This is a genomic window from Sphaerisporangium siamense (assembly GCF_014205275.1).
Taxonomy (GTDB): Bacteria; Actinomycetota; Actinomycetes; order Streptosporangiales; family Streptosporangiaceae; genus Sphaerisporangium; species Sphaerisporangium siamense.
In genome coordinates, this window is sequence record NZ_JACHND010000001.1 from 2,315,774 (window position 1) to 2,338,981 (window position 23,208).

The window sequence follows — 23,208 nt, forward strand, 5'->3', positions numbered from 1 at the left end:
ACTGCACATCGCGCCTTCTGGTTCGAGGTGCTCGCTCAGCTTCCGCGCGCAATCTACTCTGACCTACAGTCGCCGGATGTCTATTCTTGCCATCTCTCAATGATGTCCTGAACGGCAACGTCCAGCCAATCACGCTGCCACTCAGTATGAAAGTCAATGTCACGCGAATCTGGGCGAGCTTCAACGTAATCAACTTTGACCAGTGACGGAATTAGGATCGAATCGCCGATTACTATAACTTCACGCTTCTCCAAAGTAGGGAGTGCATCCGTAATGGCACCCACATTATCCGGAAGAAGTCGCCTAACGTAATGCTGATCAACCGGATTGGTTAAGCGCATGGCAACAAAGTTATTACACTGAGAAAATACGGTTTCCGACACTTCCGACGGTCGTTGACTTACAATCATCAACGAGACTCCATATTTGCGACCCTCTTTCGCGATGCGCTCGATTGCTTTCTTGACAGAGCTATACCTAGCCCCATCACTCTGAGGTATGTAGTTATGCGCCTCTTCGTAAACAAGAAGAAAGGGGAGATCGCCTTCGGTGGAGTGCTTATACTTTTTGAGGTAAAAGTTGAAAGTAAATATCAACCGGGTAATGAGTGACACGACAACACTAAGCACCTCGAACGGTATGCCACTTAAATCGATTATGGTTACATTGCTTCTGTCTTCCCGATTGCGGCCGTAGCCAGTGAACTGACCAAGGATCTCCGCTAGATCTTCTGTTCCATACTCGGCTCCGGCTTCTCCACCTCTACGAGGGTCCAGCAGGAAGGCAAGCCGCATGTCATTTTGGCGGGCGTCTAGGCGCATCAGAAAGCGGTTGAACTCTCCATGGAAAGGACCATTGCTGGCCTTTGATGCACTTGACGCCGACTGCTGCACGAATTCAAGGACATCCGAAAAATAGTAATGAGATCGACTTTGAACGAGATCACCATTGGCTAACTTAGGCAGAGATTCACCTGGGAGTTTTCCTATGACCTCAGAGTTTAGATTGCTCAAGTAATTAATGACTTCTCTGAGGCTAAAATACACGGGCGAATCATACGACACCATCCTGCTTACATCTCTCAGGTGGAGCTTCTTGTTTTCGATGACGGCTTGCCTAAACTGCGATATCTGATTATGAGAGTTATTTTCATGACTCTCAATGAACATTTCCTCCAGTTCCTCAGAATTCATTAGCCAGTAGGGCAATTTAAGATTATTGGTATCCACCACGTTCGCTTCAGGGAACGCCGTTCGATACTCGCCGTGTAGGTCGAATATAATGACATGAGAATTATTTAGAATACCCCCCTCCTGTTGCTCGGTTGAACGCTTCGTTCCTTCCTGTAGAATCTTGGCAACAGTACACGACTTCCCGGACCCGGTAGATCCGATGACGCCGATATGCTTACCGAAGAACTTGTCGCCATCTACTACCACGCGAACAGCTGCATTTTGGGCGAGCGAGCCAAAACTAAATCTTTTTTCTCCTTCGACTCCGCTATAGATTTCTTCAAGAACATCTCTCTCTGCAATCTCAATGCGCGTTGGCGGGATTGCGATTTGTTTCCCACCACGACTGAACTTTCCCTTTTGAAGCCTACCCACAGGCTGGGTGTCGATAATGAAGCTCAGCGTGGCCAGCTCATGACCGCTTACGTTCGGACGGTCCTTGATACGGTAGCTCTTCACGATGACGACCATAGAAAGGCCGTTATCATCGGAAATCTTTAGATAGCTTCCGATTTCTACTTCAACATTTAAATCTCGATACTCCTCGGACGAGACTACCTCGATCTGCACTAGATCGGGAGCTACGCTTACGACACTTGCGACATCGCTTAGATCAGTCATCCTTTCCTCCTGAGAATGCCGACCATTTCCTCTAGATCCGTCAGGTTGATTTGATAGCCGTGTGGTACCTTGTCTAGAGAATAGTGATCAGGATGGGAATTACTGAAGCTAATGATTAGATCCGAGCCCTTCAGTTCGTCAACGTGTTTCACGTATGTTTCCGCACTGACGAGTCGGACGCTATAAGATGCCCGAGAGATCTTGCTACCACCTTTCGTCGTATTAGTTATGGGGGGCGCATCAAACATCTCAGGACTAAAGAGTATCCCTTCGTAGCCATCGTTGAAACTTATCCTATTGTCGATCAGTCCGGCTTTGATGGCCTCCACATCAGCATTAGTTCCCTCAATAACTACAGTCCATGGTCTAGCCGAAGTGAGCTGGCCCGGCCCATAATGCTCCGTCGCTAGGAACTTGATCAAATAGGCTAACTCCCGAGACCTTCCAATCGAAGCAGCACCCAGGCCATCTATTATCAGCATTCGCCGATTCCTTGGTTTAAGGGCGTCCGTGGCCTTCAAACGCTTCTGAATCATCTTGACGATATGTTCTCTGCCGAGGACCTCTTCTTTCCATCGAGTAAAAAGCATTTGACGCTTGTTGACTCGCGAAATGAATTCGCTCTTGGTTGTCTTACGCTCACCCTCCCTTGGTCGCATTGCCAGATCCATGACGTAGGAGATGGCATTCCCGTAGTGAAGATCTAGGGCATCGTCCGAAGAGCTGGAGAAATTATCACAGAGCGCTTGTATGACTTGCCTTCGCTGCTCCTCGAAAGAGTCTCCAGACGTAATAGTAAAGTGCTGCAGGAAGCCATTCAAGATATCGTCAGAGAAAGCTTTGTAGTGCTCGATGAGCACCGAAGGCTTACGCCTAGTTTCGGTAAGGCATTCTTTTAGTTCGTCTAGCGTCAAGCGAGTAGGCGCTTGAACCCCCTCCGAAAAGTAAGCATATAATCGATACTGCCAATACCTCCCATCATTGTAAGCTTGCAGCATGGGGAGGATAACGCTTCTCAAGCTAGGCAAAGAATACTTAGTGCTAGAAAGATATTTGCACTGAATAGTCTCGATTGACACGCCGTTATTGATATCGATATCTTCGCATCCCTCGACGGTTATTGTGCTCCCTTGCTCGGCTTGCAAGATCTCTATAACTGTGCGATCGAACTGATACACATAACCGCGGATAGCTGGGCCGGCTGCACGGATCCCCGACTGACGCGAGCTGATCATGGACCTTGGTACGCCTAACTTTCCCGACGGAGACTGGCAGTCGCGGCCACATCGCTCAAGATCGCGAAAGCTAGCGCCGCGACATCGCCCCTCGATCAAGTTGGACAGGCCGCCTTGGCTCTCAGGACCGTCTTCATCATGCCTGTGTTCATCTAGCAGTGGTAACTTTAGCAACATCTTCACCGCAGGTATCAGGGTTCTCAGTACCGCTCCAAGGCTCGAGACTTGCGAATCGGCCGACACGTTCCGTGGTCGTAGATCAAGTTGGACTAGCCGTAGGGTGATCGGGGGAATGTGTGGCAGAAACGGAACTTGCTATCGGTTTTGGGCGTGGTGCGCAAATCGGGAATCGCCGCCCCATCTGATTTGGACAATTAAGACAAAATCGGCACCGCCTTTATGCTGCTAGTCCAGAGAGTCTGTAGACAGGAACGAAATGCCAGATCGCTCAGCAGGTCAGGCGTAGTTCTCTGCAACCCCTCTCAGAGCGTCATCTCCTCGTCGGGGCATCCCTTCAAGGTGGTCGGGGAGGAGGTGATCTCATCCCACCCGCACCCGCCCGGCTCATCTCGGAGACCTCCCGCAGGCGTTGGCTGTCAGGCGCATCTCCATCGGAGGACCTAGAGCGGAGGAGGAGCCCTTTTGCGGCTCTTCTCTCCGGGGCCATCTTGGCGAGTTGAACCGCGTCGCCCTGGCCGCCTTGGTCTTCGATTGTTGGGCGTTCCGTCTCGCCTCGGGAGCGCGAGGTCGGCGCTGGCCGGGACCGGCCGGAGAGCCGCAGCCCGGCCAGCTGGCAGACCGGCGCGCGAGGCGGGTCGCCGTAGGCGGCTCGCCCTTGATAGACGTACAGATAAGTTACTTTCTGATCTTGATCAGGTGCCCGCGTCGCTGGCCTGCGGGAGTGGGATGGCACTGGTCCAGGTGTTGTCCAAGCTTGTGAGGTAGGTCGTTGCGGTGCTGGTGTCGTCACCGGCTTGGATGTGCATCAGGGGGGCTTGGGCGGCGGGGGTGGCGTAGGCGTGGAGGTTGACGAGGAGGTTGTCGTCTGCGCGGTAGATGGAGTTGTAGAGGACGGTGCGGTGTAGGCGGATCTCTACGCCTTTGGTGGCTTGGAGTGGTTCGTAGAGTTTGATGGCGTTGTGGATACGGGCGGTCATGAGGTCGGGGCCGATGCCTTCGTCTGTTCCGCGGGCGGCGACGTGGGGGCTCTCCGGGTCGCCGAGCATGATGCGGACCTGGGCGCCCGCTTGGGCTCGTTCGGTGATGGTCTGGAGGATGCCGGCGTTCTCGGCGAGGAACAGGCCGCTGTAGACCAGGATGTCGATCTGGTGGCGGGCTGAGGCGAAGAACTGGCGCCAGAGGGTCTGAGGGACTGTCCAGCGGTGGGGGTAGACGGCTTTGACGTCCCGGCCGATCGGGCGGTGTGGTTTGGTGGCCTCGGGCCAGAGGTCGGCGGGGCTTTCCCCGTAAACGTGGACACCGATTTCAAGCGGCAGAGTTCAGGCTATCTGTCGTCTTCTCGTAGGCGATCGGGCTGAGCTGGCCGAGCCGGGAGTGCCGCCGGATCGTGTTGTAACGGGTGATCCAGCCGAACACGGCCAGGCGGGCGGTGCGGGCGTCGGGCCAGCCGGGCGAGCCCTTCAGCGTCTCGCGTTTCAGACTCGCGTTGAAAGACTCGGCCGCCGCGTTGTCGGCGCTGGTGCCGACCGCACCACGCGAGCGGATGACACCGAGCCGGCGACAGGCCCGCGCGAACTCCTGCGAGCAGTACTGCGCCCCGTTGTCGCTGTGAAACACCCACCCCGTCCAGACGGCCCCGGGTCTGCGCCGCGGCCTGCAGCGCGTCGACGACAAGCTCGGTGCGCATGTGATCGGCGATCGACCAGCCCACCAGCCGACGCGAATACAAGTCCACGACCGTGGCCAGGTAGAGGAACCGGCCGCCGCCCACCGGCAGGTAGGTGATGTCGCCGACGTAGCGGATGTTGGGCCGCTGGGCGGTGAAGTCGCGCTGGAGCAGATCCGGCACCGGCACGGCGTCCGGCTCGGGGATCGTGGTGCGGACCCTCTTACGCAGCCGTAGCCCGGCGATGCCGTACTCGCGCATCACCCGCTCCACCCGCTTGTGGTTGACCCCCATCCCGGCCGTGCGCAACTCGGCCGTCATCCGGGGCGAGCCGTAGGTACCGTCATGCTCGGCGTGGATCCGCCGCATCCGTGCAGCCAACTGCTCATCGGCCTGTTGGCGGGCCAGCCGCGCCGCGGCGCCCTTCAACCATCGGTAGAAGCCCGAGCGCGACACCTGCAGCACCCGGCACAACCGCTTCACGCCGTAGAGCGCTTTGTGATCCTCAACGAACTGAAAGCGGTTCACCAGTTCGTCTCGCCCGCGAAAAGCTTGGCCGCCTTACGCAGAATGTCCCGCTCCTGCTCCAGCTCCCGAATCCGGGCCCTGAGCTGCTTGTTCTCCTCTTCCAACACGTCGTCCGAGGGTACGTGCCCGGCTGATGGGTCCTGACGGGCAGCAGTGCCGCCGGCCGCTCGTTGCCCACCTTCACCCCGCGCCTGCGCGGCGCGTACCCACACCCGCAGCGTCTCGCGGCTGACTCCCAGGTCCCGCGCGATCGACGTGATCGTCCGGTCCGGCCTCGACAGCACCAACGCCACCGCGTCGGCCTTGAACTCGGGCGGGTAGTTCTTCATCACCATCAGTGACATCTCTTCCCTGGACCTCAAGATCCAGTCTCCAAGGTGTTCACGTTCAAGGGGAAAGGCCCGAGGTCTCGCCCTGCCACCCCCGGCGCGACGCCAAACCCTGCCCACACGGCCGCGTCATCTCCTGCACCGTCCGCCACACCGCCGACGACCCGCAGCTCGGCGAACCCCTGTGCCCGGACTGCTACGACTACACCTGCTCGGTGCTGTTCAACGCCGCCGCCTCCCTGCTGTGGGCACGTTTCGCCGACGCCCTACGCCGCCGACTCGCCACAGCTGGCGGACTCAGCCTGCGCGAACTCCGCCAACACCTGGTCCTCTCCTTCGCCAAGGTCGTCGAATACCAGCGCCGCGGCGTCGTCCACCTGCACGCCGTGATCCGCCTCGACGGCCCGGACGGGCCAACCTCCCCGCCCCCGGCCTGGGCCACCACCGACCTTCTCACCACAGCCATACAGGGCGCCGCCCCGGCCGTCTCCGTCCGCATCTCCACCACTCAAGACCAGCCCGTACGCATCCTGCGCTGGGGCCGACAGCTCGACATCCGTCCCATCTCCGCGGACGGCGGCCTGTCCGAACAGAGCGTCGCCGCCTACATCGCCAAGTACGCCACCAAAGCCGCCGAATGCGTCGGCACCCTTGACCGGCCCATCCGTCCACTGGAGGACCTCGACGCCCTCGGCCTGCGCGACCACCCCCGCCGGCTGATCGCCGAGTGCTTTCGCCTCGGCGCCCTGCCCCGCCTGGCCGAACTCCGCCTCACCCACTGGGCCCACATGCTCGGCTACCGCGGCCACTTCTCGACCCGTAGCCGTCGCTACTCCTTCACCCTTGGCCGACTCCGCACCATCCGCATCGACCACGCCCGAGAGCAAGACATCACCACTGGCAGGCTCCCCCTGTTCGCTGACGACGCCCCGATCAAGGTCACCCACTGGCGCTACGCCGGGAAGGGTCTGCCCATCGGAGACGCCGTCCTGGCGGTCGCCTTGGCGACTTCCAAGCGCGGTGCCTCGGCAGGTGAGGTCCGATGATGCGTCAGGACAAGCTGTTGACACTGCCTGAGGTCCTCGACGAACTCGGCGGTGTTTCCCGCCGGACCTTCTACCGCTGGCGTGAACTGGGCCGCGCCCCGGTCTGCCTCCAACTTCCGAACGACGAACTCCGCGTCTGGCGCAGCGACCTCCTCGCCTGGCTCGACTCCCTCCGGCAGGCGGCATGAACACCAGCTATGACGTGAAGTTCTGGGAGGTTCGACGAAACCAGTCGAGTAAGCGGCCCTCCTATGAGGTTCGCTGGAAGGTCGGCGGTAAAGCGAAGTCGAAGACTCTTCGTACCAAGGCGCTGGCAGAGAACTTCCTTTCGGATCTGCGGCAGGCTGCCAAAGCAGGGGAAGCGTTCGACATCGCCAGTGGATTGCCAGTGTCGATGCTGGCCGCCGCATCGATCTCGGGGCCGTCAGTTCTGGAATTCGGGCGCTTTTACGTGGTGAGTCGATGGCGTGGCTCTGCAGCTCGTACCCGCGAAACGGACGTTTACGGCCTGCTGTCGCTCATCCCCGCACTTGTCGCCGACCTACCGGGCCGACCAGACGATCCGGCAGTACGGACGCTGCTCCGCGAGTACGTATTGCTGCCGGATGACCGACGCCCCGAGGTGCCGCTGCACCTCCGACCTGTCTTGACTTGGTTGGAGAAAGCGTCATTGCCCTTGGCGGATCTTCAAGACTCCCGTGTGATCCGCACGGCCCTCGACGCCATCTCGATGACCTTCGCGGGTAAGGACGCCGCTGCCAATACGGTTCGCCGGAAGCGCGAAGTCCTTAATCACATGCTGGAACTCGCCGTAGAGCAAAAGGAACTCCAGGCTAACCCGCTGCACGCAATCAAGTGGAAGCCGCCAAAGGCCGCCGGTGCCGTCGACCCACGCACCGTCGTGAACCCTCAACAGGCTCGTGCACTACTGGCGGCTGTTCCGAAGATCGGCCGTACGCGGGGGAAGCGGCTACATGGGCTGTTCGCCTGTATGTATTACGCCGCTCTCCGGCCGGAGGAGGCCGCCGGGCTGCGCCAAGAGAACTGTGACCTGCCTGAGGAGGGATGGGGCCTGCTCACGGTCGAGAAAGGCGCGTCCCCAGGCCAACAAGAGGTGGACCAATTCGGGGGAGACCCACGATTCCCGGGGGCTCAAGCACCGTGCCAAGAACGACACCAGGGAGATCCCGATCCCTCCCGTCCTGGTGGCCGTCTTGCGAGCGCACATCAGCCGGTACGGCGTCGCCGATGACGGTCGGCTGTTTCGCACGTCCAAGGGCAAGCCGTTCTCTTCCTCGGCGTACTCAGGTGTCTGGCAGCAGGCTCGGCGCGCGGTCTTGGCCGCGGAACAAGTCGCCTCGCCGCTGGCTGCACGGCCTTACGATCTGCGGCATGCAGCGGTGTCGCTGTGGCTCAACGCCGGCGTGTCGGCCACCGAGGTCGCCCAGCGCGCTGGCCACAGTGTCGATGTGTTGTTGCGCGTCTACGCCAAATGCATCGAAGGGCAGCAGTCCCGTGCGAACCGCAAGATCGGTGAAGCCCTGAACGACTGATCCACATCGACGCGCCGTGGACCCCGGGTCATCCCGGGGTCCTTCTGCTTTCTAGGGCTGAGCTGGTAGAACGCGCCGAGCTTCATCCCCCGTATATCCCGCAGCGGCTGACATGCGGCTGCGCACGGCGGCCTACGGTTGCTCAAGATCGTCGAAGCTGTCAGGGGAAACCGCAGGTAGATGGCAGTTTCACCTGATCAGAAGGTGCCCCCGGCAGGATTCGAACCTGCGGCACCCGCTTTAGGAGAGCGGAGGCTATGCAGCTGGGATGCACCCTCTGAGCTCGGCAGATGCCTCACGCGGCGTGCGCCACCCCAAAGATCATCCCGTACATGTCCCACAAGCGGCATGCGCTCGGACGGTCCCGCGGCGGGCTGACAACCAGGTTGCACTTGCTCATCGAAGCTGCAGGCTGACGCTGCACCTGACCCCGCCGGCAACATTGAACTGCACCGCGCCTTCAAGCGGTGCTTGCCAAAGCTCCGGCTGCGCGCCACCGAGGCTCGTTCTCCTAGGGCCATTTCCAGGTGGCGGGGCGGTTCGATCCTCTGGCGGCGACTCACTTTTCGTCACCCTTGCCTGGTGGCCCACTGCGTACCTCTATCGCGATCAAGTGGAGTTGCACCTCACTGATGGCATCCTCCGTGCTGGGCTCCAGGCGGAGATGGCCGACGACCGTGCCGCCGTGGCAGTCGTCGCTGCTGGCCCGTACGCAGGACCTAGCGAGGTTTACGCGTTGCTAAACGGCAGGGTCATTGTGACGGCCGCCTGATCGCAGGTAGGCGCTCCGCCCACATCCTTGGAGGGAGATGGGCGGGTTCGCGGTTTGGCCAGTGGAGACGCCAGTTTTAAGTCTGTGCACGGGTGCTGCCCTGATCTGTCGTGATCTGTCAGCAATCGTCGCTACAGTACGGCTCGCACCACCCTTCGCCCCTGTCCGTCTGCTGACCGTTGCGTCGGCCGTCGTTCCGAAGGAGCGCTCTCGTGGCGTTGCGTTGTCTGTACCAGGGCAGTGCCGAGGAACTCGCCGAGGTCATCGCCCAAGGTCATCTGGTCGAGGAACTGCGCCGACGCTTCGTCGCGATGCACGGAGCGAAGCCGCGAGAGAGCGAGAGCGCCTCGTGGGGCGGCAGCATCCCCACCGTCGTCGACCTGCTGATCAGCGCTGGCCTGCAAGACGTACAGGTGCTGGTCGAGCTGACCGCGCCGATCTGCGACGTACGCATGGACATCGTCTTGGTCGGAAGCGAGCGCGAGACCGGCGAGATCTGCGTCGTGGTGGTGGAGAACAAACAGTGGTCGCAGGTCCGGCCGGTGCGCGGCACGCAGATGGTGCACGTGCCGAACGCGCCTGGCCGCAACCCGCGCCTTCACCCGGCCGTCCAGGCTGACGGGTACCGGCAGGTTCTGCGCGACTTCGTGCCGATGCTGCGGACCGCCAAGGTGATGAGCCTGGTCAACCTGCACAACATGCCCGCTGCGGTCCTCGAGACGATCCAGGGCGACAGCCAGGAACTGGAGGGCGGCGCGAAGCGCACGCAGATGTACGGCCAGGAACCGGAGGACCGTGAACGGTTCGCGGCCATGCTTACGAAGGCCCTCTCGGGCGAAATGGCGCTCGAGCATGCTCACGACCTACTGTCCGCCCGCGTGTCACCGACCGACAGCCTGATGACCGCGGTCAACAAGAGCGTGCGGGGACGCCCCGGCTTCCCCTTGCTGGACGAGCAGCGCAAAGCCGTCGAGTACGTCAAGGTCCAGTTGGCAGCGAGCCGCCGGGGCAACAAGCGGGTCGTGCTGATCGTGGGTGGCCCCGGCACCGGCAAGAGCGTGATCGCCTTGGAGCTGCTGGCCGCGTGCAGCAAAGACGGGCTGAAGGTCGCGCACGCCACCGGCAGCCGATCCTTCACCCGCACGCTGTGGGAGTACGCCGGCGAGGACAAGCGCGCCAGGCGCATTTTCCGGTACTTCAACAGCTTCGAAACCCTCCGCTCGAAGCTGGATGTGCTCATCGCCGACGAGGCGCACCGGCTCCGGCGCCAGGCATCCGGCACGGGCCCGTCCCAGGTCGAGCAGCTCATTAGTGCGGCGGACGTGCCCGTCTTCCTGCTGGACGAGCATCAGGTGGTGCGTCCCGGCGAAGACGGCACCATCCAGCTGATTGAGAACGCGGCCAAGGAGATGAAGCACGAGGTCCTGCGGATCGACCTGCGCAGCCAGTTCCGCTGCGGCGGCGACCCGGAGTATATCCGCTGGGTCGAACAGCTGCTCGGGCTGGTGGCTGGGGAACCGCCACGCCGGTGGCGGCCGCTGGAGAACTACGAGCTGTACGTCGCCCCCACCCCCGAGGCGATGGAGAAATTTCTCAACAGGCGCGCTGCCGAGACCAACAGCACCGCCCGCATCGCGGCAGGCTTCTGCTGGCCCTGGTCGTCCCCCCGCAAAGACGGCACCCTGGTCGACAATATACGCATCAATGGCTGGAACAGGCCATGGAACGTCCAGGGTGACGAGTGGGTCGGCGACAGGCCGCCGCACACACTGTGGGCGACACACCCAGGCGGCCACGGCCAGATCGGCTGCATCTACACCGCGCAGGGCTTCGAGTACGCCTGGGCCGGCGTCATCTTCGGCCCAGACCTGGTCTGGCACGACGGAGGCTGGCAGGCCGACATCAGCCAGAACCGCGACAGGGCGGTCGAGGACGCGCTCGACTTCGACTTCCTGGTCCGCAACACTTACAGGGTGCTTGCTACCCGCGGAATGCGCGGCACCGTGTTGTACTCCGTCGACCGCACCACCAACGTGATGCTGGCCAAGCTTGGTGCTCGTCTGCTCGACTACGAAGGCGTGCCCATGAACGCTCCGCGGTAGGAGAACGGTAGCTACTCCGTCGGCCCAGGCGCCTTGAACTGGGCAAATAGCCAAGAGAACGTGAGGGCGCCGCAGGGTTATACCACGCATGTCCCGCACTTGCCGACTAAGAGGCTGCCGCAGCATCCTCCACTTTAAGTTGATGCTTCAAGGGGTGTGTTTGGCGCGAAAGTCGGCGAGTGACTGCTCAACGCCGGCTGTGGTCAGTCGCCAGAAATCCCAGCCGTCGACGTCGTCGCTGCCGATGGCTACGCGGGCCGCGGAGGTAGGGGTGCCCCAGGTACGGCCCAGGACGTTGATCCGTCCGTCGCGTTGCAACACGGCCCGCACGTCCTTCTTGTAATGAATGGTCAGCGGAATGCCGGCTGCCAGTTCGGCCGGATCCAGATGTTCGAGCAGGTTCCGCAGGTCTACATTCGAACGATGCCGGTCGAAGACCGTCGTGGCGGAAAGCGCCGTCTCAGGCTGGGCGGCCGGGTCTGTTGGCAGGGCGCAAGCACGCTGCAGCGCCAGGGCGGCTGTGGCCGCTGAGCTCCATGGCGCCGTGGGATGCACCTTTCTCTCAATCCGTGCCTGGACGGTGGGCAGGCTCGATATCTGGGCGAGTTCCGCGATCTCTGTCATGAGCTCGCGCCGTTGCTCGGTGATTTGGGTGGCGTTGAGCGCAAGGATTCGGATGGTCTCGTCGGCGCGGCACACGCCGCTTTGCGCCTCGGCTGGTGAGTACGGGGCGTTGCTGCGCCGGGCATAGCCGTAGCTGTCGAACCCGAGCAAGTCGGGGTCGCCTTGCTGGGCCGGGTCGAGGAGCAGCGGCTGCTCAAGTCTCTCGTTCCCTGGTTGCCAGGCGCGCGGCCCGGCCAGGAGCGGGAAGCGACTACCTTTGGCACGACCTTCCGGCACGCCGTCGAACCTGGCCCCACCGCTGTTGCAGTGCTTGCACGTGATGCGGTAATTCTCAATTTCGTAGGCGAGCCACCAATAGCCGAGATGGCCAGGTTCATCAAGCACCTCGGACTTGGGCCGAAAGTGGTCGACGTTGACATCTGCGCGCTGGATTATGGTCTCGCAGTACCAGCATTTCTGTCCGATGAGTGCGAGCAGAGGGTCGCGTACTTCGTCATCGGTCCAGTGGGCTTTGAAGATGCGCTCTTTGTTCTCGGCCATCGCGGCCCGCACGACGTCCAAGGTGCGCCGAGTCCTGTTGGCCCAGGCCGTCGGGGTAGTGAGCCCCTTCATATCCACATGTCTCATCGTCGTCAGAGCACCGACGAGAAGTGCTCGTTGAAGAGTTCGGCGACCAAGGCCTCCAGCACTTCGGGGGACGGAGGGCTGGTACCCCGGGCGGCCTCGACGAGGGCGCGGCGCCTGCTGTGGAGTTCGGCGAGAAAGGCTGACACAAGCGGATCGCGGTTAGCGGTGGAAAAGCCCAGCGCATCGAGCTTGCCCGTGACCCGTCTGAGTTCTGCCTGCGCCACGGAATCGTGTGGCGCAGCTGCTAGTAGCTCGTACTGTTGATCGATTAGACCTTGCGTGTGTTCATCGAGTTGGGTGGGCAGTCCGAAGAGGTCGGTGGTTAGTAGACCGCCGGCACCCTGCCCGCGCGGGTCCGCCCTAGGAGTCACCGCCTTGGTCCGGCCCTCCTCGCCGGTGGAAACGACGCGGATCTGCTGGCGGGTCATATTGGCCACTAGGAGGGGTTCGTGGGTGGCCGCGATGAACTGCGAGTCATGGTGTTCCCCTAGCACGATGCGAACGGAGCTGTACCAGCGCCGGCTCCACTCGGGATGGAAGTGTGAGTCGGGTTCGTCGAGGAGGAAGAGTGACTCCTGAGCGCGCTGGAGGTGCAGCAGGCCCAGAATCGTCAGGATTTGCTGCTCTCCCGAGCTAAGGTCGTCGAGGTCGAGCGTAACTGTGCCGGTCCTCTGCAGCCGGATATCGACGGTGAGGTAGCCAGCGTCGAGCAGGGTAGCAAGCAGCCCGAACATCGACAGATCGGAGTCGAAGAGATTACGGAAGGCCTTGACGTCCTCGGTGGTACCCAGCACGATTCTGAATCCGTCTGCGGGGCTTCCGGCTCCATTCACGGGATCGGCATCGGGAATCAATCCGAACCGACCGGACTCGGCCGCCGCTGCGAACAGCGTGCGGGCAGGCCCACCCAGACCCCAGTACGGGAGCGCGGCCAACGGCATTTCCCGCGCGGCGCGGGGCGCTCTGACGCGCAGGACTGCCGAGGCCACGTGCTGGATGTATGACTGCTCACGCAGGTAGGCGCCGAATGAGTCGGACCAGTGGGTGGTCTGCGAGAGGAGCAGCAGAGGCAGGTGGGCGGGGGTGCAGAGGAAGATCGGGGTGTATAGGGGGCAGCTGATGGGCAGGGTGAGCTGTTCCGGCCACGAGTCTTCTAAAGTGTGGCTATCGAGCCACTCCTGAAGACCTTGTCGCCATTGCCTGCGCCAATCGCCGAGACGCTGCGCGGCGAAGCGGCGATGCTGGTCGAACTCCCCTGTCCAGGGAGCCCGAGGATGAGCCTGGTAGCCGAAAACGTGGTAAGGAAGATGTTCCGCCCAGTCTGCCCGGGGCACTCGCGTCGGCTCGCGGCCCGCCTGTGCCACAGTCATCCCGGGGGATGCATCGGGGGAAGCTTGGAGGACCCTGACGGTCTTGCCGCGCACCACGTAGTGGGCGTCGAAAGCGAATGCCGTACGGTGCTTCGGCCGATGGAGTGCACCGAAGATCTCAGCGAGCGCGTGTAGGACCCGCGACTTTCCGCCTCCGTTGGGGCCGATCAGTGTGGCGATGGCATGGCCGTCGTCCACCGCATCCTCGAGGTTTAGCTCGAAGTTGCGCATCCCCCGGTAGGAGGGGAGGCTCAGTCGGAGCAGCCGCATGCGGTCCTCCAGTCGTGGCAGGCGTGGTTGCGCTCACTTAGCGGAGTCCCGATCCGGACGGTCACGGTGGACGCCGTAGGGTCGGAGCGCCTCGGCGAGGGCGCTGAACTCGGCCAGCGCCGAGCGGAGTTCCCCGGTGATCTTCTCGGCCATGCGGTACAAGTCAGCCTCGGGCTCGCCGAGTGCAACGGGCTCATCCTGAGGTTCTCCGACCCGGAGGTCGAGGTTGGTGCGGTCTCTGGCGAGTAGTTCCTCCACACTGAAGGACCGGAACGGGGGTGACTCGATCCGCTCGTTCCGAGGCCGTCCCGGCCGGTAAGCGGATACGAAATCCTCGAAGTCGGCGCCGACCAGCGGTTTGGTCTTGGTTGGCGTCGGGCGGTGAGACCGCATGTCGTACACCCAGAGTTGCTTGGTCGATGGTCTGCCGTCTGGCCGTGGAGAGGGTTTCTCGAAGAACAGAACGTTGGTCTTTAGACCGCCTGCATAGAAGACTCCTGCCGGGAGCCGGAGCAGGGTGTGCAAGTCACAAGCGCTCAGGAGTCGTCGTCGGATCAGGTCACCGGCTCCACCTTCGAACAGCACGTTATCGGGAATCACGACGGCTGCTCGGCCGTTGGTCTCTAGCAGGCCGTAGACGTGCTGGATGAAGTTGAGCGCTCTGTTGCTGGTCTTCGTCCAGAAGTCGGGTCGGTAGTAAGTGTCGGCGTTGCCCATGGACCGCATCCCGAACGGGGGCGTGGTGAGGACCAGCGTCGCGTGCCGCGTCGGAAGGTGGGTGAGCGCGTCACCGACGGTGATACAGGGGTCGGTAGCGTCAGCCCTGGTCAGGCCGTGTAGGACGAGGTTCATCGTTGCGAGCCGCGCCGTGGCATCGACGAGTTCGGTGCCGAAGAACGCACCCGTGTTGAGTCGCGCGCGCTGAGCAGGGGTGACGCCTGGGGGGAAGTGGTTGACCAGGTACTCGAATGACTTGATCAGGAAGCCTCCAGTGCCGCAGGCAGGGTCGATGATCGTGTCGTCGACCCCCGGCTGGACACACTGAACGATCGCCTCGATCAGCGGCCGCGGGGTGAAGTACTGCCCGGCTCCGGTTCGGCTGTCGGAGGTAAATCGGGCCAGCAGTGCTTCGAAGACCGCGCCACGGCTGGTGCTTCCATCTCCTGACCAGTGGTGGAGGTCCACCAGGTCGATCACCTGGCTGAGCTTGGTCGGCTCCTGAATGCGGTTCTGCGCCTTCCTAAAGAGCAGGCCGAGGTTGCCCGGCCGAGACGCGAGGTGGTTGAGCATTTGCTCGTAGCGCCACGGCTGGTGCTGGACGTCAGTACGGCGAAGTTCTCCCCACGCGTCGTAGCCGAGCACGTCGAGCGGGTTGAGCGGGCGCTGGCTCTGTTCGTGGGCGAGCTTGAGAAAGATCAGGAAGGCCAGCTGCTCGACGTATTCTGAGACCGGGATCCCGTCCTCTCGCAGAAAGTCACTCAAGGACCAGAGGACCTTGGTGATGTCCTGGTCGCGCCCGGTATGGGGAGAAACAGGTGGGTTCAAAGCAGGGACTCCTGTTGCCCGAACGGATCGGCGGCGTTGGATAGCTGACCGCTGAAAGCCTGCTGCTGGAGGTTGTGTCGCAGCCGGTCGGCCATGACGAGTGCTCGTTCAGCCGCAGCGGAAGCGGTCTCGAGACTCACGGTGTGCGCCTGGACGAAATCGACCAACCGTTGCTGTTCAGCAGCGGGGGCAACGGGCACCGGCATCAGCCGGACCTTCCGCAAAGCGATGGACGCTAGCCCTGTGACCTGCGTGGCGTTGCGTTCGCACCACTGGCGGCCGAACCCGTTGGCGTGCCAGGCCAGGAGCTTGGGGTGCAGCAGCTGGTCCGTGATGCGGACTCGGAACACGTGATTCTGGTGGACGCAGTCGGGCAATTGGTCCTCCCAGATCCAGCCCCGGCCCAGCTTGTCATGGTCTCCGCCTCCGGTGAGGACCACGTCACCAGATCGAAGGCGGGCGGTCTCTGCTCGCTGTATAGGCAGCCGGACTGAGCGGACGTCGTCCAGGACCAATCGGCCGCGCTGAACGTTCGCCACCCGAAGGCAGGGAACTTCCACGTCAGTGGGCTCCCACTGCCGGCTGTTTTTGGTGATCCCGCGTGTCACATCGGCGATGGTCTCCAGGCGGGTCCATCGCCAGTCTGCGGGCAGGGATGGCAGGGCGCCGTCGTTTGTGCCTGCGGGGGCAAGGTTTCCTGGCGTGGCGAGCGTGTTGGAGAGCCGTCCCAGACAAGCCTGGGCGATCACGGAGCGTCTCAGCTCGTCCGCTTGGTCGACCGCTGTGCGGGTCCGAGTCTCTGCCGCGTCGATCTGGGCGAGGTGGTGTTCCAACAGGCTAATGATCCTGCGCTGTTCGGCAGGAGCCGGGAGCGGAAGCAAGATTTCTGCCAGGTCGCTCTGGCTGATCCGGTATATCCCCCCTCCGCCGTTACGCCGGGCGCGGGTCTCCAGCTGGCGACGTATGACCGGGGAGTTCCACAGATGAGCGAGGTACCTCGGGTTGACCAGGGTGGGGAGCACGCGCACGCGGATCATCGTGTCGGGGAAGGTCGTAGGCGTTGGTGGATCATCGACCAATGCGCCCTCACCGACCAGGGAGAGCGAGCCGCTGGCCCGGCTGACAAGCAGGTCACCGGGTTCGGCTAGAAGAGGGGCGATGTTACGGGCCGTCCAGTCACCGCCCTTCGTCTGGGTGAAATCCACCGTTACTGCGCGAAGTGCCGTCAGCCTCAGCACGGGGAAGCCGTCCTCCCGGGTGGGCAGGGAGCGGCCGTTGACCAACTGCTCGCTCAGTACGTCAGCCAATCGGACAGCAGTCCAGCCTGTGGGAAGGTCATTCTTCAAACGAGTGTCCTACCCAGTTCGTCCAAGAGGTCGATCGCGCCGTCGGTTCCAAATGCGCTGAGGAAGCCGTCCGTGCCGCCTCGTCCCGAGAAGGGGACGCCATCGAGGTCACTGGGATCGAATCGGGCGTCGGCGGTTGCAGTCGCCTCCGCGATGTTCTCGATCCACCACCACTGAGCTGGGGTGAAGGGCCCGGCCTGTTGCTTGAACGCTGCCAAACGGCGGTGCATGGTCTCGATGGCCGCAGTCTGCCCGCTGGGCTCCTCCAGGGCCAAGCTGGTTGGTCGGTCGTAGACGTCGAGCAGCAGCTTCCGGAGCGCAGGTAGCTCGGAGAGCGGAGCGACTGCATCCCTGACTTCGTCTTCGACAGCCTTCTCGCCGCCGGCTTCGCGGAGCTGCGTCACGTGGTCCGCATCGACGGTGTTGATGAGCCGGGCCACCAACTCCTCCAGGGAGAGGCCCGCCAGCTTCCGTACGGCAGCGCCATCCACGTCGGTCAGCACGGGGATGAGCCTGGCGAGCCGCACTCCGAGTTCAGCAGTCTCGTTAGGGGTCAGGCCGCCGTCTACCGTACAGTTCAGCAGGCGCTCCAGGGCGAGCCGCCCGGCGCGCCCGGCCGCATCGGTCACGTTGACGAGCTGTCGGTTGTGATGGCGCGAGGCCCCCACTGCGTCGATCACCACGAGCTGGGTCTTAGTGGACGCTCCTGGGGTGACGGCACGGAGCTCCGCCGGCGAAATGCGCTGGGCGCCTTGCGCCAGCAGCCGCTCGTAGTAGGCGCTGGACCGCACATCGCGCAGGAACAGCATGCACTCGACCGGCCGCATGTTGCTGGAGGCGGAGATGAGGTCCACCCCCACGGCGATCCGGAACTGTGGTGTCGTCCTGAAGTCCCTCAGGAGCTGGTCCGGGTTACCACTGCTACGGGTGATCTTCTGGCAGAAGGCATCGCCGACGCCAAATACCTCGCGGATGTGGTGGACGACGTCTTCCGCATGCGCATCGTTGACCGCGAAGACCACTGTCTTGGGGACCACCAGCCCGCCTTGGGCCATCCTCTCAGGGAACAGGGCGGGGAGTTCGTCACGGAAAGCCGTCAGAACCGCAGTCAGCCGTTCGGACCCGACGATCGATGGGCCACTGTCCGGTCCGGCGTGGGCTAGGTCCTCGTCCAGTTGCTCGTATCGGGTGCGGCGCGGGCGCTTGGCTTCGGAGGCAATGTGCTCGTCCAACGGCACGAGCTTTGCCCGTCGGGGCGACTCGAACCTTGTTTGGTAGACGGAGTAGTCCACAAGGAGGCCATCTGCGATGGCCTGCTCAAAGGGATACTCGCTGACCAGATTGCCGTTGAAGAAGCCGAAGACCGGGGCCACCGGAGTCGCGGTGAATCCCACTACAGGAGCATCGAAGTACTCAAGGACAGCACGCCCTCTTCCATAGACCCATTGGCGGCAATCCTCGACGATGACGAGATCGAAGAAATCAGTCGGCAGAGCCTCCGAGTAGATGACTTCGAGCGGCATGGCGTCGGAATGCGAAACCTGCTCGGCGGTCTCAGATGCCGACACGCGGACGGAACCGCTGTCCGGCTCTGATGCGCCTGCCAATAAGCCCGCCAGTCTCTGTGCCGTGGCCACGACGACTGATGCCGATGGAGTCGGGCCTGTCGAGGCCAGCTCTTCGACCTGGTACACGTCAGCGAGACTCCGCCCCTCATCCGGGGTACTGAACTGGCGGAGCAAGGCTGTCAGCTGATGCGCCAAAGCGACTCGATCGACCACGAAGAGAATGTGGGCAGCCTTGGCATACCTGAGCTGACGATACGCCGCGAAGACCTCAGCGTTGATCCGTCCCGTTCCGGTGGTCATCTGCACCAGGGCACGGCGCTGTCCGGCCGCGAGAGCTTGCTCGACGGCCAGTACTGCTCGCAGCTGCGGCGGACGAAGGTGCCCGGTCGCCGATGACCCCTCGTTCAGCCGTGGCAGGCGGGCGGTCAACCGGGCTCGGTAGGTCGGCGCCTCACTGTCCGCTTCTGCCTCACGCTGCCAACGGGCCAAAGTGGCGGGTCGGTGGAAGCCGCTGACGAGCCGGGCTCGTGGCTCCGGATCATTGGCGTCACAGAAAAGCAGACGCTGACCGTCGCTCACGTACCGATATGGCAGCGGTGAACGCCATACCGGCCACGGCGAGGCGTCGGTCAGTACTGCAGCCAGTACCTCCGCCTGTTCCATGGCAGCAGTGAGATCCGCGCCGCCCCTCTTGTATTCAATGATTCCGACCACTTGCCCACCGACCAACAGCAGCATGTCGGCCCGGCGGCCGCCGGGCAGGCGGGGGCCCAGCAACACGCAACCGAGTGAGCGATTCCGATCATCCTCCGCATCTCTGCCCAGAACGTCCCACCCTGCCTTGGTGAGGCTACGCTCCACCTCCGCCGCGATCGCCGCTTCTGCCAGTGGCTCATAGGCTGCGTCACGAGCGCGGACGATCAAGTGCTCGCGCTCTGAAGCCGGCAGGGATGTCGACCCCACCCGGAGGTCGATTTCCCGGCGCAACCAGGGCAGGGCTGCTTCCAGTGGCTCCACTCGCTCCGCTAGAGCATGTAGGGCGGACGAGTCTGTGTGAACAAAGGACATCGGCTCCTGGTCGGATGTCTGGAGCCGGAAGAACCAGACGGCGAGCTGAAAACAGCGCTGGACCAGGTGCGACGCTACGGCCTCTGTCGGGTCGGGCTCACCGCCCGCGAAGTTGTGAAGGTCTTCGAACGCGGCGAGGACTCGTGCGGGGAGTAGCCCAGCCCGGGTGAGCACTTGCAGACGAGACGACTGGTCGGTCGTCGGCGGTTGCACGCCTGCCATATGGCTGAGTTTGGTGGCAAGAACCTCACCGAACTGGTGCGCCGCCACCACCGAGTCAGTTGGGTCAGTGGACATACGGGCCTCGGATGAAGCGCCGTAGAGCACTAGGAGTGGTTCGTAGGGGAGGAGGAACCCGAAATTGGCTGAGGCGAGGGCCAGGTTCGTGAACTGGCTTCCAAGCTCGCCCGGCTCTCGAGCCACGTCAGCCCTCCCTACCTGCCCTGCTTGGTGATGTGGTCAGTGCCGTGGGATCCGCTACAGACCGATCTCCTACCCTACCGTCCGCCACCTTCGTGCAACGTGGAGGTTTGGCCCGGGTGCTGGCGCCGACGGCCCCTTGCGAGTCCTCCTGCTGGGGGCGACGACGGATGGAGGGCTGCGCATCGGCCGCGAGCAGACGCGGATCCGCGCGGCCGTCAACGCCGCCCTCCACCGGGACGCCGTCGAGTTGGATCCGCGGCCGGCCGCGACCACGGCCGATCTGCTGGACGGCCTCTCAAAGTTCAAGCCGCACGTCGTGCACTTCTCGGGGCACAGCGATGAGAACTTCATCGTCCTGGAGGAGGACATCGACGAGGAGCACGAGTTCGGGGTGGACGTCGCCGCTGGCACCTTCGCCCGTGCAATGCGGCACCGGACGAGCCACCGCTGCTGGTCATGTTCAATTCCTGCACGTCGGCCCCACTGGCCGAGGCGCTCGTGGCTGCTGGCGTGGTACCTTCCGCCATTGGCATGTCCGACGAGATCGAAGACACGGACGCGATCGCGTACGCGGCGCAGTTCTACGCGGCCATCACCGACGGCAACTCGATTCAGAGCGCGCACGACCTCGCCGTAGTCGGCCTTGAGTTAAGCGGCTTGGCGGGCGTTGACTTGCCACATATGGCATGCGCGCCCGATGTCAATCCCGCGCAGACCTTCTTAGTCAGGAAGCTGACGTAGATCAACGCTCTCGGCGCTGGCCGGATCGGGGGTCGCGGTCAGGCGGCGACCCGTGGACCACCCTTGGCCAGCGCCTCCACCGGAACGGTCCACTCCTACGGGGTCGAGCCGTGACTTCCTAATTGCAAACGAGCGCCAGCGACGACGTAGAGAGCTCCTGACCCTGCTCAAGCGGCAGATGGCGACTGGTGACGTGTGATCGCTTAGGCAGCGTTGCTGTACCCGCTGCTGTACACAGCGCTCTGGCCGGCGGCCAGCCCAAGTCACCCGATGGCAGGGGACCCGTACCGCAGGGCCACCAAGCCCGAGGAACGGAAGCCCCGCGGCAGCATCAAGCTGCGGTTGAACGACGAGGTGCGCAGCCCTCTACGCCCGCCGGCCACATGGGTAACCCTGGGTTGCCTTACTCCTCACTCTTCCTATCCAAAGACCCGCATCGTCTAGTTTCGATGCCCGCGAATCAAATTGGTAGGGCTGTTAGGCCTGAAACAGAAATACGGTGAAATCAAACAATATCATCCGAGTATCCAGATTTAACCATCTCCAGAATTCGGCTGGTCGTCAAATGGAGCAACCGTGCGGCCGGTGATTATCGAGGGCTTACTATAGTCATATCTATAGCATGAAAGGATCGCATCAACCTGGCCACCTTCAGTCGTGGGCGAGAATATGATTAGGCGTTCAAGTAGTACGCTGACATCCGCGATTCCAAAAATCTCTAACACTTCACGAGGAATCTCAATGTGTACAGTTTTTGCATCGTCTAAGCCTACTTCTAGATAGATCGCATTGGGACTGTATATTACCTCAACTACTACGCCCACGCGCCAGTCGGTTGGATCAGGAAGCTTGGGTTGCAGAACGTGGTCAGGATTAATGCATCCATCCTGTAGGCACTGATATACAAGCTCAGCACCTAGGCGAATATCCCGTTCGCCAAAGTAGAATGCGCATCGATGCGCATCTGCAATGCGTTCGTCGGTGATGTCGAACGTGAACGGGTTTGCCCATCGAATCTCATCTTCCTGGATCCGCTCTTGCGTCTCCTTTAGTGTGGCGCGTGCCTGATTAGGGGAAAGATAGACTTCAAAATCGTCAAGGACAATGCAGTCACCCTCCGGCTTGGGTCGCCTCCCTTCCTCGTTGGATGGACTTTGATGCTCCTCTTGGATGGGTAACATGTCGGTCTGGTGACATACTGAACAGGATCTAAATATGGTTTCTTCTTCCCCGCTAACCTCCACATCCAGTTGATATGAGCCGCACGCCGAACATCTTGGCGGGCTCCCGATACGCCATCTCGCCACCGTCATAAGCATGATTTCCATGAGGTCAGATGTGGCTGTGTAAGCAATCTGCCCGTCTAGTGGTGTCGCATTCCGGGCATGAGTTAGCCAGTTAACGTAGCCCCACGTCTTCTCAGAAGACGCTTTCAGCAACGCGCGCAAATGCTCTGCAGATGCTCCCGCTGCAAAGTTACTTGCAGCGAGTTCTGCCCATCCCTTGAAATCGCTCGCTTTAGGCCGATCTGTTGCGTTGACGGTATCTAAAAGGGAGGCGATGCCATTGGCGACGCTGACCAGCGCTTCCCTGAGGCGCATTCCAACGGCTTGAAAATCTTCTCTTTCTTTTGCGTTTTCTAAACGTTCATGTGCAACTGTAAGCCTACGCATAGAATCAAGCGCCCAATCATGCTGCTCTCCCGCGTGAGGTGTCGCAGCTTTGGACATAACTCTACTCGTTAACCCAATATGAAAGGAAAGGGCAACATCCATACTTTTAATTGTTTCCTGGTTGTACAGGTTCATGGGATTCGTAACGACCCACCAGCGGCCTTCGTTAGTGTGCGCATCCCACACGTCATACTCACGCCCCAGCACGTACTCCTGGGCAATCTTTTCAACGTGTAGAACTCGAAAGTCTTCTCCAGACTGGGAGCGAAGATATCTTTCGACTTGCAGGCGTTCGTTTATGGGGGTGTCCAACGAAGCTCCAGAGCGCACGGTTAGGCTGTCCGACCTTTACTGATCTAGGTACTCATCGTGCCTATTATTGTGCAACATGTCATTGCCGACCAGTAGTCGTCCATTTTGTGTCGAAAACTGACTAGAAGTGGCGTCTACGTAGATCCGGCCCAGTGATTGGATGGCAAGTGAACCCGAGCGTAGGGCTGCCAGCCAAAGCACTGTAAGCCGCGCAGCAGTCGACCAGTCTGACCACGTACCGAAGTGTGGATGGGCACGGCTTTACTGGTGACTCCTGCCGGCCTCTCGGCGCGCGGGGCGGTGCGTGCCCGGACCGGCCGAAGAGCCGCAGCCGGGCACGCAGACCGACCAGCGCGCCCGGCGGGCCGCGGAGCGGG

Annotated in this window: 15 protein-coding genes, 1 tRNA gene and 1 pseudogene; 6 read left to right on the forward strand and 11 right to left on the reverse strand. The window is 61.9% G+C overall.

Annotation, left to right across the window (positions count from 1 at the left end):
* Positions 1 to 80: 80 nt before the first annotated feature.
* The 4 genes and pseudogenes from BJ982_RS10845 to BJ982_RS10860 form a co-directional block, all read right to left on the reverse strand.
* Positions 81 to 1,853, reverse strand: a complete 1,773-nt coding sequence (locus BJ982_RS10845) for an ATP-binding protein (RefSeq protein WP_184879050.1) — start codon at positions 1,851 to 1,853, stop codon at positions 81 to 83.
* Positions 1,850 to 2,713 (reverse strand): hypothetical protein, encoded by an 864-nt coding sequence (locus tag BJ982_RS10850; RefSeq protein WP_184879053.1) that lies wholly within the window; start codon positions 2,711 to 2,713, stop codon positions 1,850 to 1,852. The genes BJ982_RS10845 and BJ982_RS10850 overlap by 4 nt, the downstream gene beginning before the upstream one ends.
* A gap of 1,247 nt (positions 2,714 to 3,960) precedes the next feature.
* Positions 3,961 to 4,314 carry a hypothetical protein gene (locus tag BJ982_RS10855; protein ID WP_184879056.1) on the reverse strand — a complete coding sequence of 118 codons (354 nt, stop codon included), beginning with the start codon at positions 4,312 to 4,314 and terminating at the stop codon, positions 3,961 to 3,963.
* 259 nt (positions 4,315 to 4,573) lie between these two features.
* A pseudogene (locus BJ982_RS10860) lies at positions 4,574 to 5,797 on the reverse strand (IS3 family transposase).
* A gap of 2 nt (positions 5,798 to 5,799) precedes the next feature.
* Between BJ982_RS10860 and BJ982_RS10865 the strand changes: the two are divergent.
* Genes BJ982_RS10865 through BJ982_RS39225 form a run of 4 tightly spaced genes read left to right on the forward strand, consistent with a single transcriptional unit; the run spans position 5,800 to position 8,390 of the window.
* On the forward strand, positions 5,800 to 6,837 hold the full coding sequence (locus BJ982_RS10865) for a replication initiator (RefSeq protein ID WP_184879059.1): 1,038 nt from the start codon (positions 5,800 to 5,802) through the stop codon (positions 6,835 to 6,837).
* Positions 6,834 to 7,025, forward strand: coding sequence for a helix-turn-helix transcriptional regulator (locus tag BJ982_RS10870; protein ID WP_184879062.1), 192 nt, complete (start codon positions 6,834 to 6,836; stop codon positions 7,023 to 7,025). Before BJ982_RS10865 ends, BJ982_RS10870 begins: the two co-directional genes overlap by 4 nt.
* The gene (locus tag BJ982_RS10875) at positions 7,022 to 8,089 is read left to right on the forward strand and encodes a site-specific integrase (RefSeq protein ID WP_239123805.1); all 1,068 of its coding nucleotides are present in this window, start codon (positions 7,022 to 7,024) and stop codon (positions 8,087 to 8,089) included. Before BJ982_RS10870 ends, BJ982_RS10875 begins: the two co-directional genes overlap by 4 nt.
* Positions 8,052 to 8,390, forward strand: coding sequence for a site-specific integrase (locus BJ982_RS39225; protein ID WP_239123803.1), 339 nt, complete (start codon positions 8,052 to 8,054; stop codon positions 8,388 to 8,390). The genes BJ982_RS10875 and BJ982_RS39225 overlap by 38 nt, the downstream gene beginning before the upstream one ends.
* Before the next feature lie 205 nt (positions 8,391 to 8,595).
* On the opposite strand, the gene BJ982_RS10880 is transcribed toward BJ982_RS39225, so the two are convergent.
* Positions 8,596 to 8,678: transfer RNA gene (locus BJ982_RS10880), tRNA-Arg, on the reverse strand.
* Between the two features lie 696 nt (positions 8,679 to 9,374).
* On the opposite strand from BJ982_RS10880, the gene BJ982_RS10885 reads away from it, so the two are divergent.
* Positions 9,375 to 11,264, forward strand: a complete 1,890-nt coding sequence (locus tag BJ982_RS10885) for a DUF2075 domain-containing protein (RefSeq protein ID WP_184879065.1) — start codon at positions 9,375 to 9,377, stop codon at positions 11,262 to 11,264.
* Between the two features lie 147 nt (positions 11,265 to 11,411).
* On the opposite strand, the gene BJ982_RS10890 is transcribed toward BJ982_RS10885, so the two are convergent.
* The 5 genes from BJ982_RS10890 to BJ982_RS10910 form a co-directional block, all read right to left on the reverse strand.
* Positions 11,412 to 12,440, reverse strand: a complete 1,029-nt coding sequence (locus BJ982_RS10890) for a hypothetical protein (protein WP_221482295.1) — start codon at positions 12,438 to 12,440, stop codon at positions 11,412 to 11,414.
* Between the two features lie 80 nt (positions 12,441 to 12,520).
* On the reverse strand, positions 12,521 to 14,116 hold the full coding sequence (locus BJ982_RS10895; protein ID WP_184879069.1) for an AAA family ATPase: 1,596 nt from the start codon (positions 14,114 to 14,116) through the stop codon (positions 12,521 to 12,523).
* Between the two features lie 72 nt (positions 14,117 to 14,188).
* Positions 14,189 to 15,700, reverse strand: a complete 1,512-nt coding sequence (locus BJ982_RS10900; RefSeq protein WP_184879071.1) for a class I SAM-dependent DNA methyltransferase — start codon at positions 15,698 to 15,700, stop codon at positions 14,189 to 14,191.
* On the reverse strand, positions 15,697 to 17,007 hold the full coding sequence (locus BJ982_RS10905; protein WP_184879073.1) for a restriction endonuclease subunit S: 1,311 nt from the start codon (positions 17,005 to 17,007) through the stop codon (positions 15,697 to 15,699). Before BJ982_RS10905 ends, BJ982_RS10900 begins: the two co-directional genes overlap by 4 nt.
* Positions 17,008 to 17,042: 35 nt before the next feature.
* The gene (locus BJ982_RS10910) at positions 17,043 to 20,105 is read right to left on the reverse strand and encodes a DEAD/DEAH box helicase family protein (protein ID WP_184879075.1); all 3,063 of its coding nucleotides are present in this window, start codon (positions 20,103 to 20,105) and stop codon (positions 17,043 to 17,045) included.
* Positions 20,106 to 20,636: 531 nt separating this feature from the next.
* Between BJ982_RS10910 and BJ982_RS10915 the strand changes: the two genes are divergently transcribed.
* Positions 20,637 to 20,846 carry a hypothetical protein gene (locus tag BJ982_RS10915; RefSeq protein WP_184879077.1) on the forward strand — a complete coding sequence of 70 codons (210 nt, stop codon included), beginning with the start codon at positions 20,637 to 20,639 and terminating at the stop codon, positions 20,844 to 20,846.
* A gap of 533 nt (positions 20,847 to 21,379) precedes the next feature.
* Here the strand turns inward: BJ982_RS10915 and BJ982_RS10920 are convergent.
* Positions 21,380 to 22,831 (reverse strand): hypothetical protein, encoded by a 1,452-nt coding sequence (locus BJ982_RS10920; RefSeq protein ID WP_184879079.1) that lies wholly within the window; start codon positions 22,829 to 22,831, stop codon positions 21,380 to 21,382.
* Positions 22,832 to 23,208 lie beyond the last annotated feature (377 nt).

What these genes read in the sequence shown, in the direction of transcription:
- BJ982_RS10895 (WP_184879069.1), bottom strand. Translation starts at nt 14,116, where the DNA reads ATGCGCAACTTCGAGCTAAACCTCGAGGATGCGGTGGACGACGGCCAT.
- BJ982_RS10845 (WP_184879050.1), bottom strand. Translation starts at nt 1,853, where the DNA reads ATGACTGATCTAAGCGATGTCGCAAGTGTCGTAAGCGTAGCTCCCGAT.
- BJ982_RS10875 (WP_239123805.1), top strand. Translation starts at nt 7,022, where the DNA reads ATGAACACCAGCTATGACGTGAAGTTCTGGGAGGTTCGACGAAACCAG.
- BJ982_RS10870 (WP_184879062.1), top strand. Translation starts at nt 6,834, where the DNA reads ATGATGCGTCAGGACAAGCTGTTGACACTGCCTGAGGTCCTCGACGAA.
- BJ982_RS10855 (WP_184879056.1), bottom strand. Translation starts at nt 4,314, where the DNA reads ATGCTCGGCGACCCGGAGAGCCCCCACGTCGCCGCCCGCGGAACAGAC.
- BJ982_RS10915 (WP_184879077.1), top strand. Translation starts at nt 20,637, where the DNA reads ATGTCCGACGAGATCGAAGACACGGACGCGATCGCGTACGCGGCGCAG.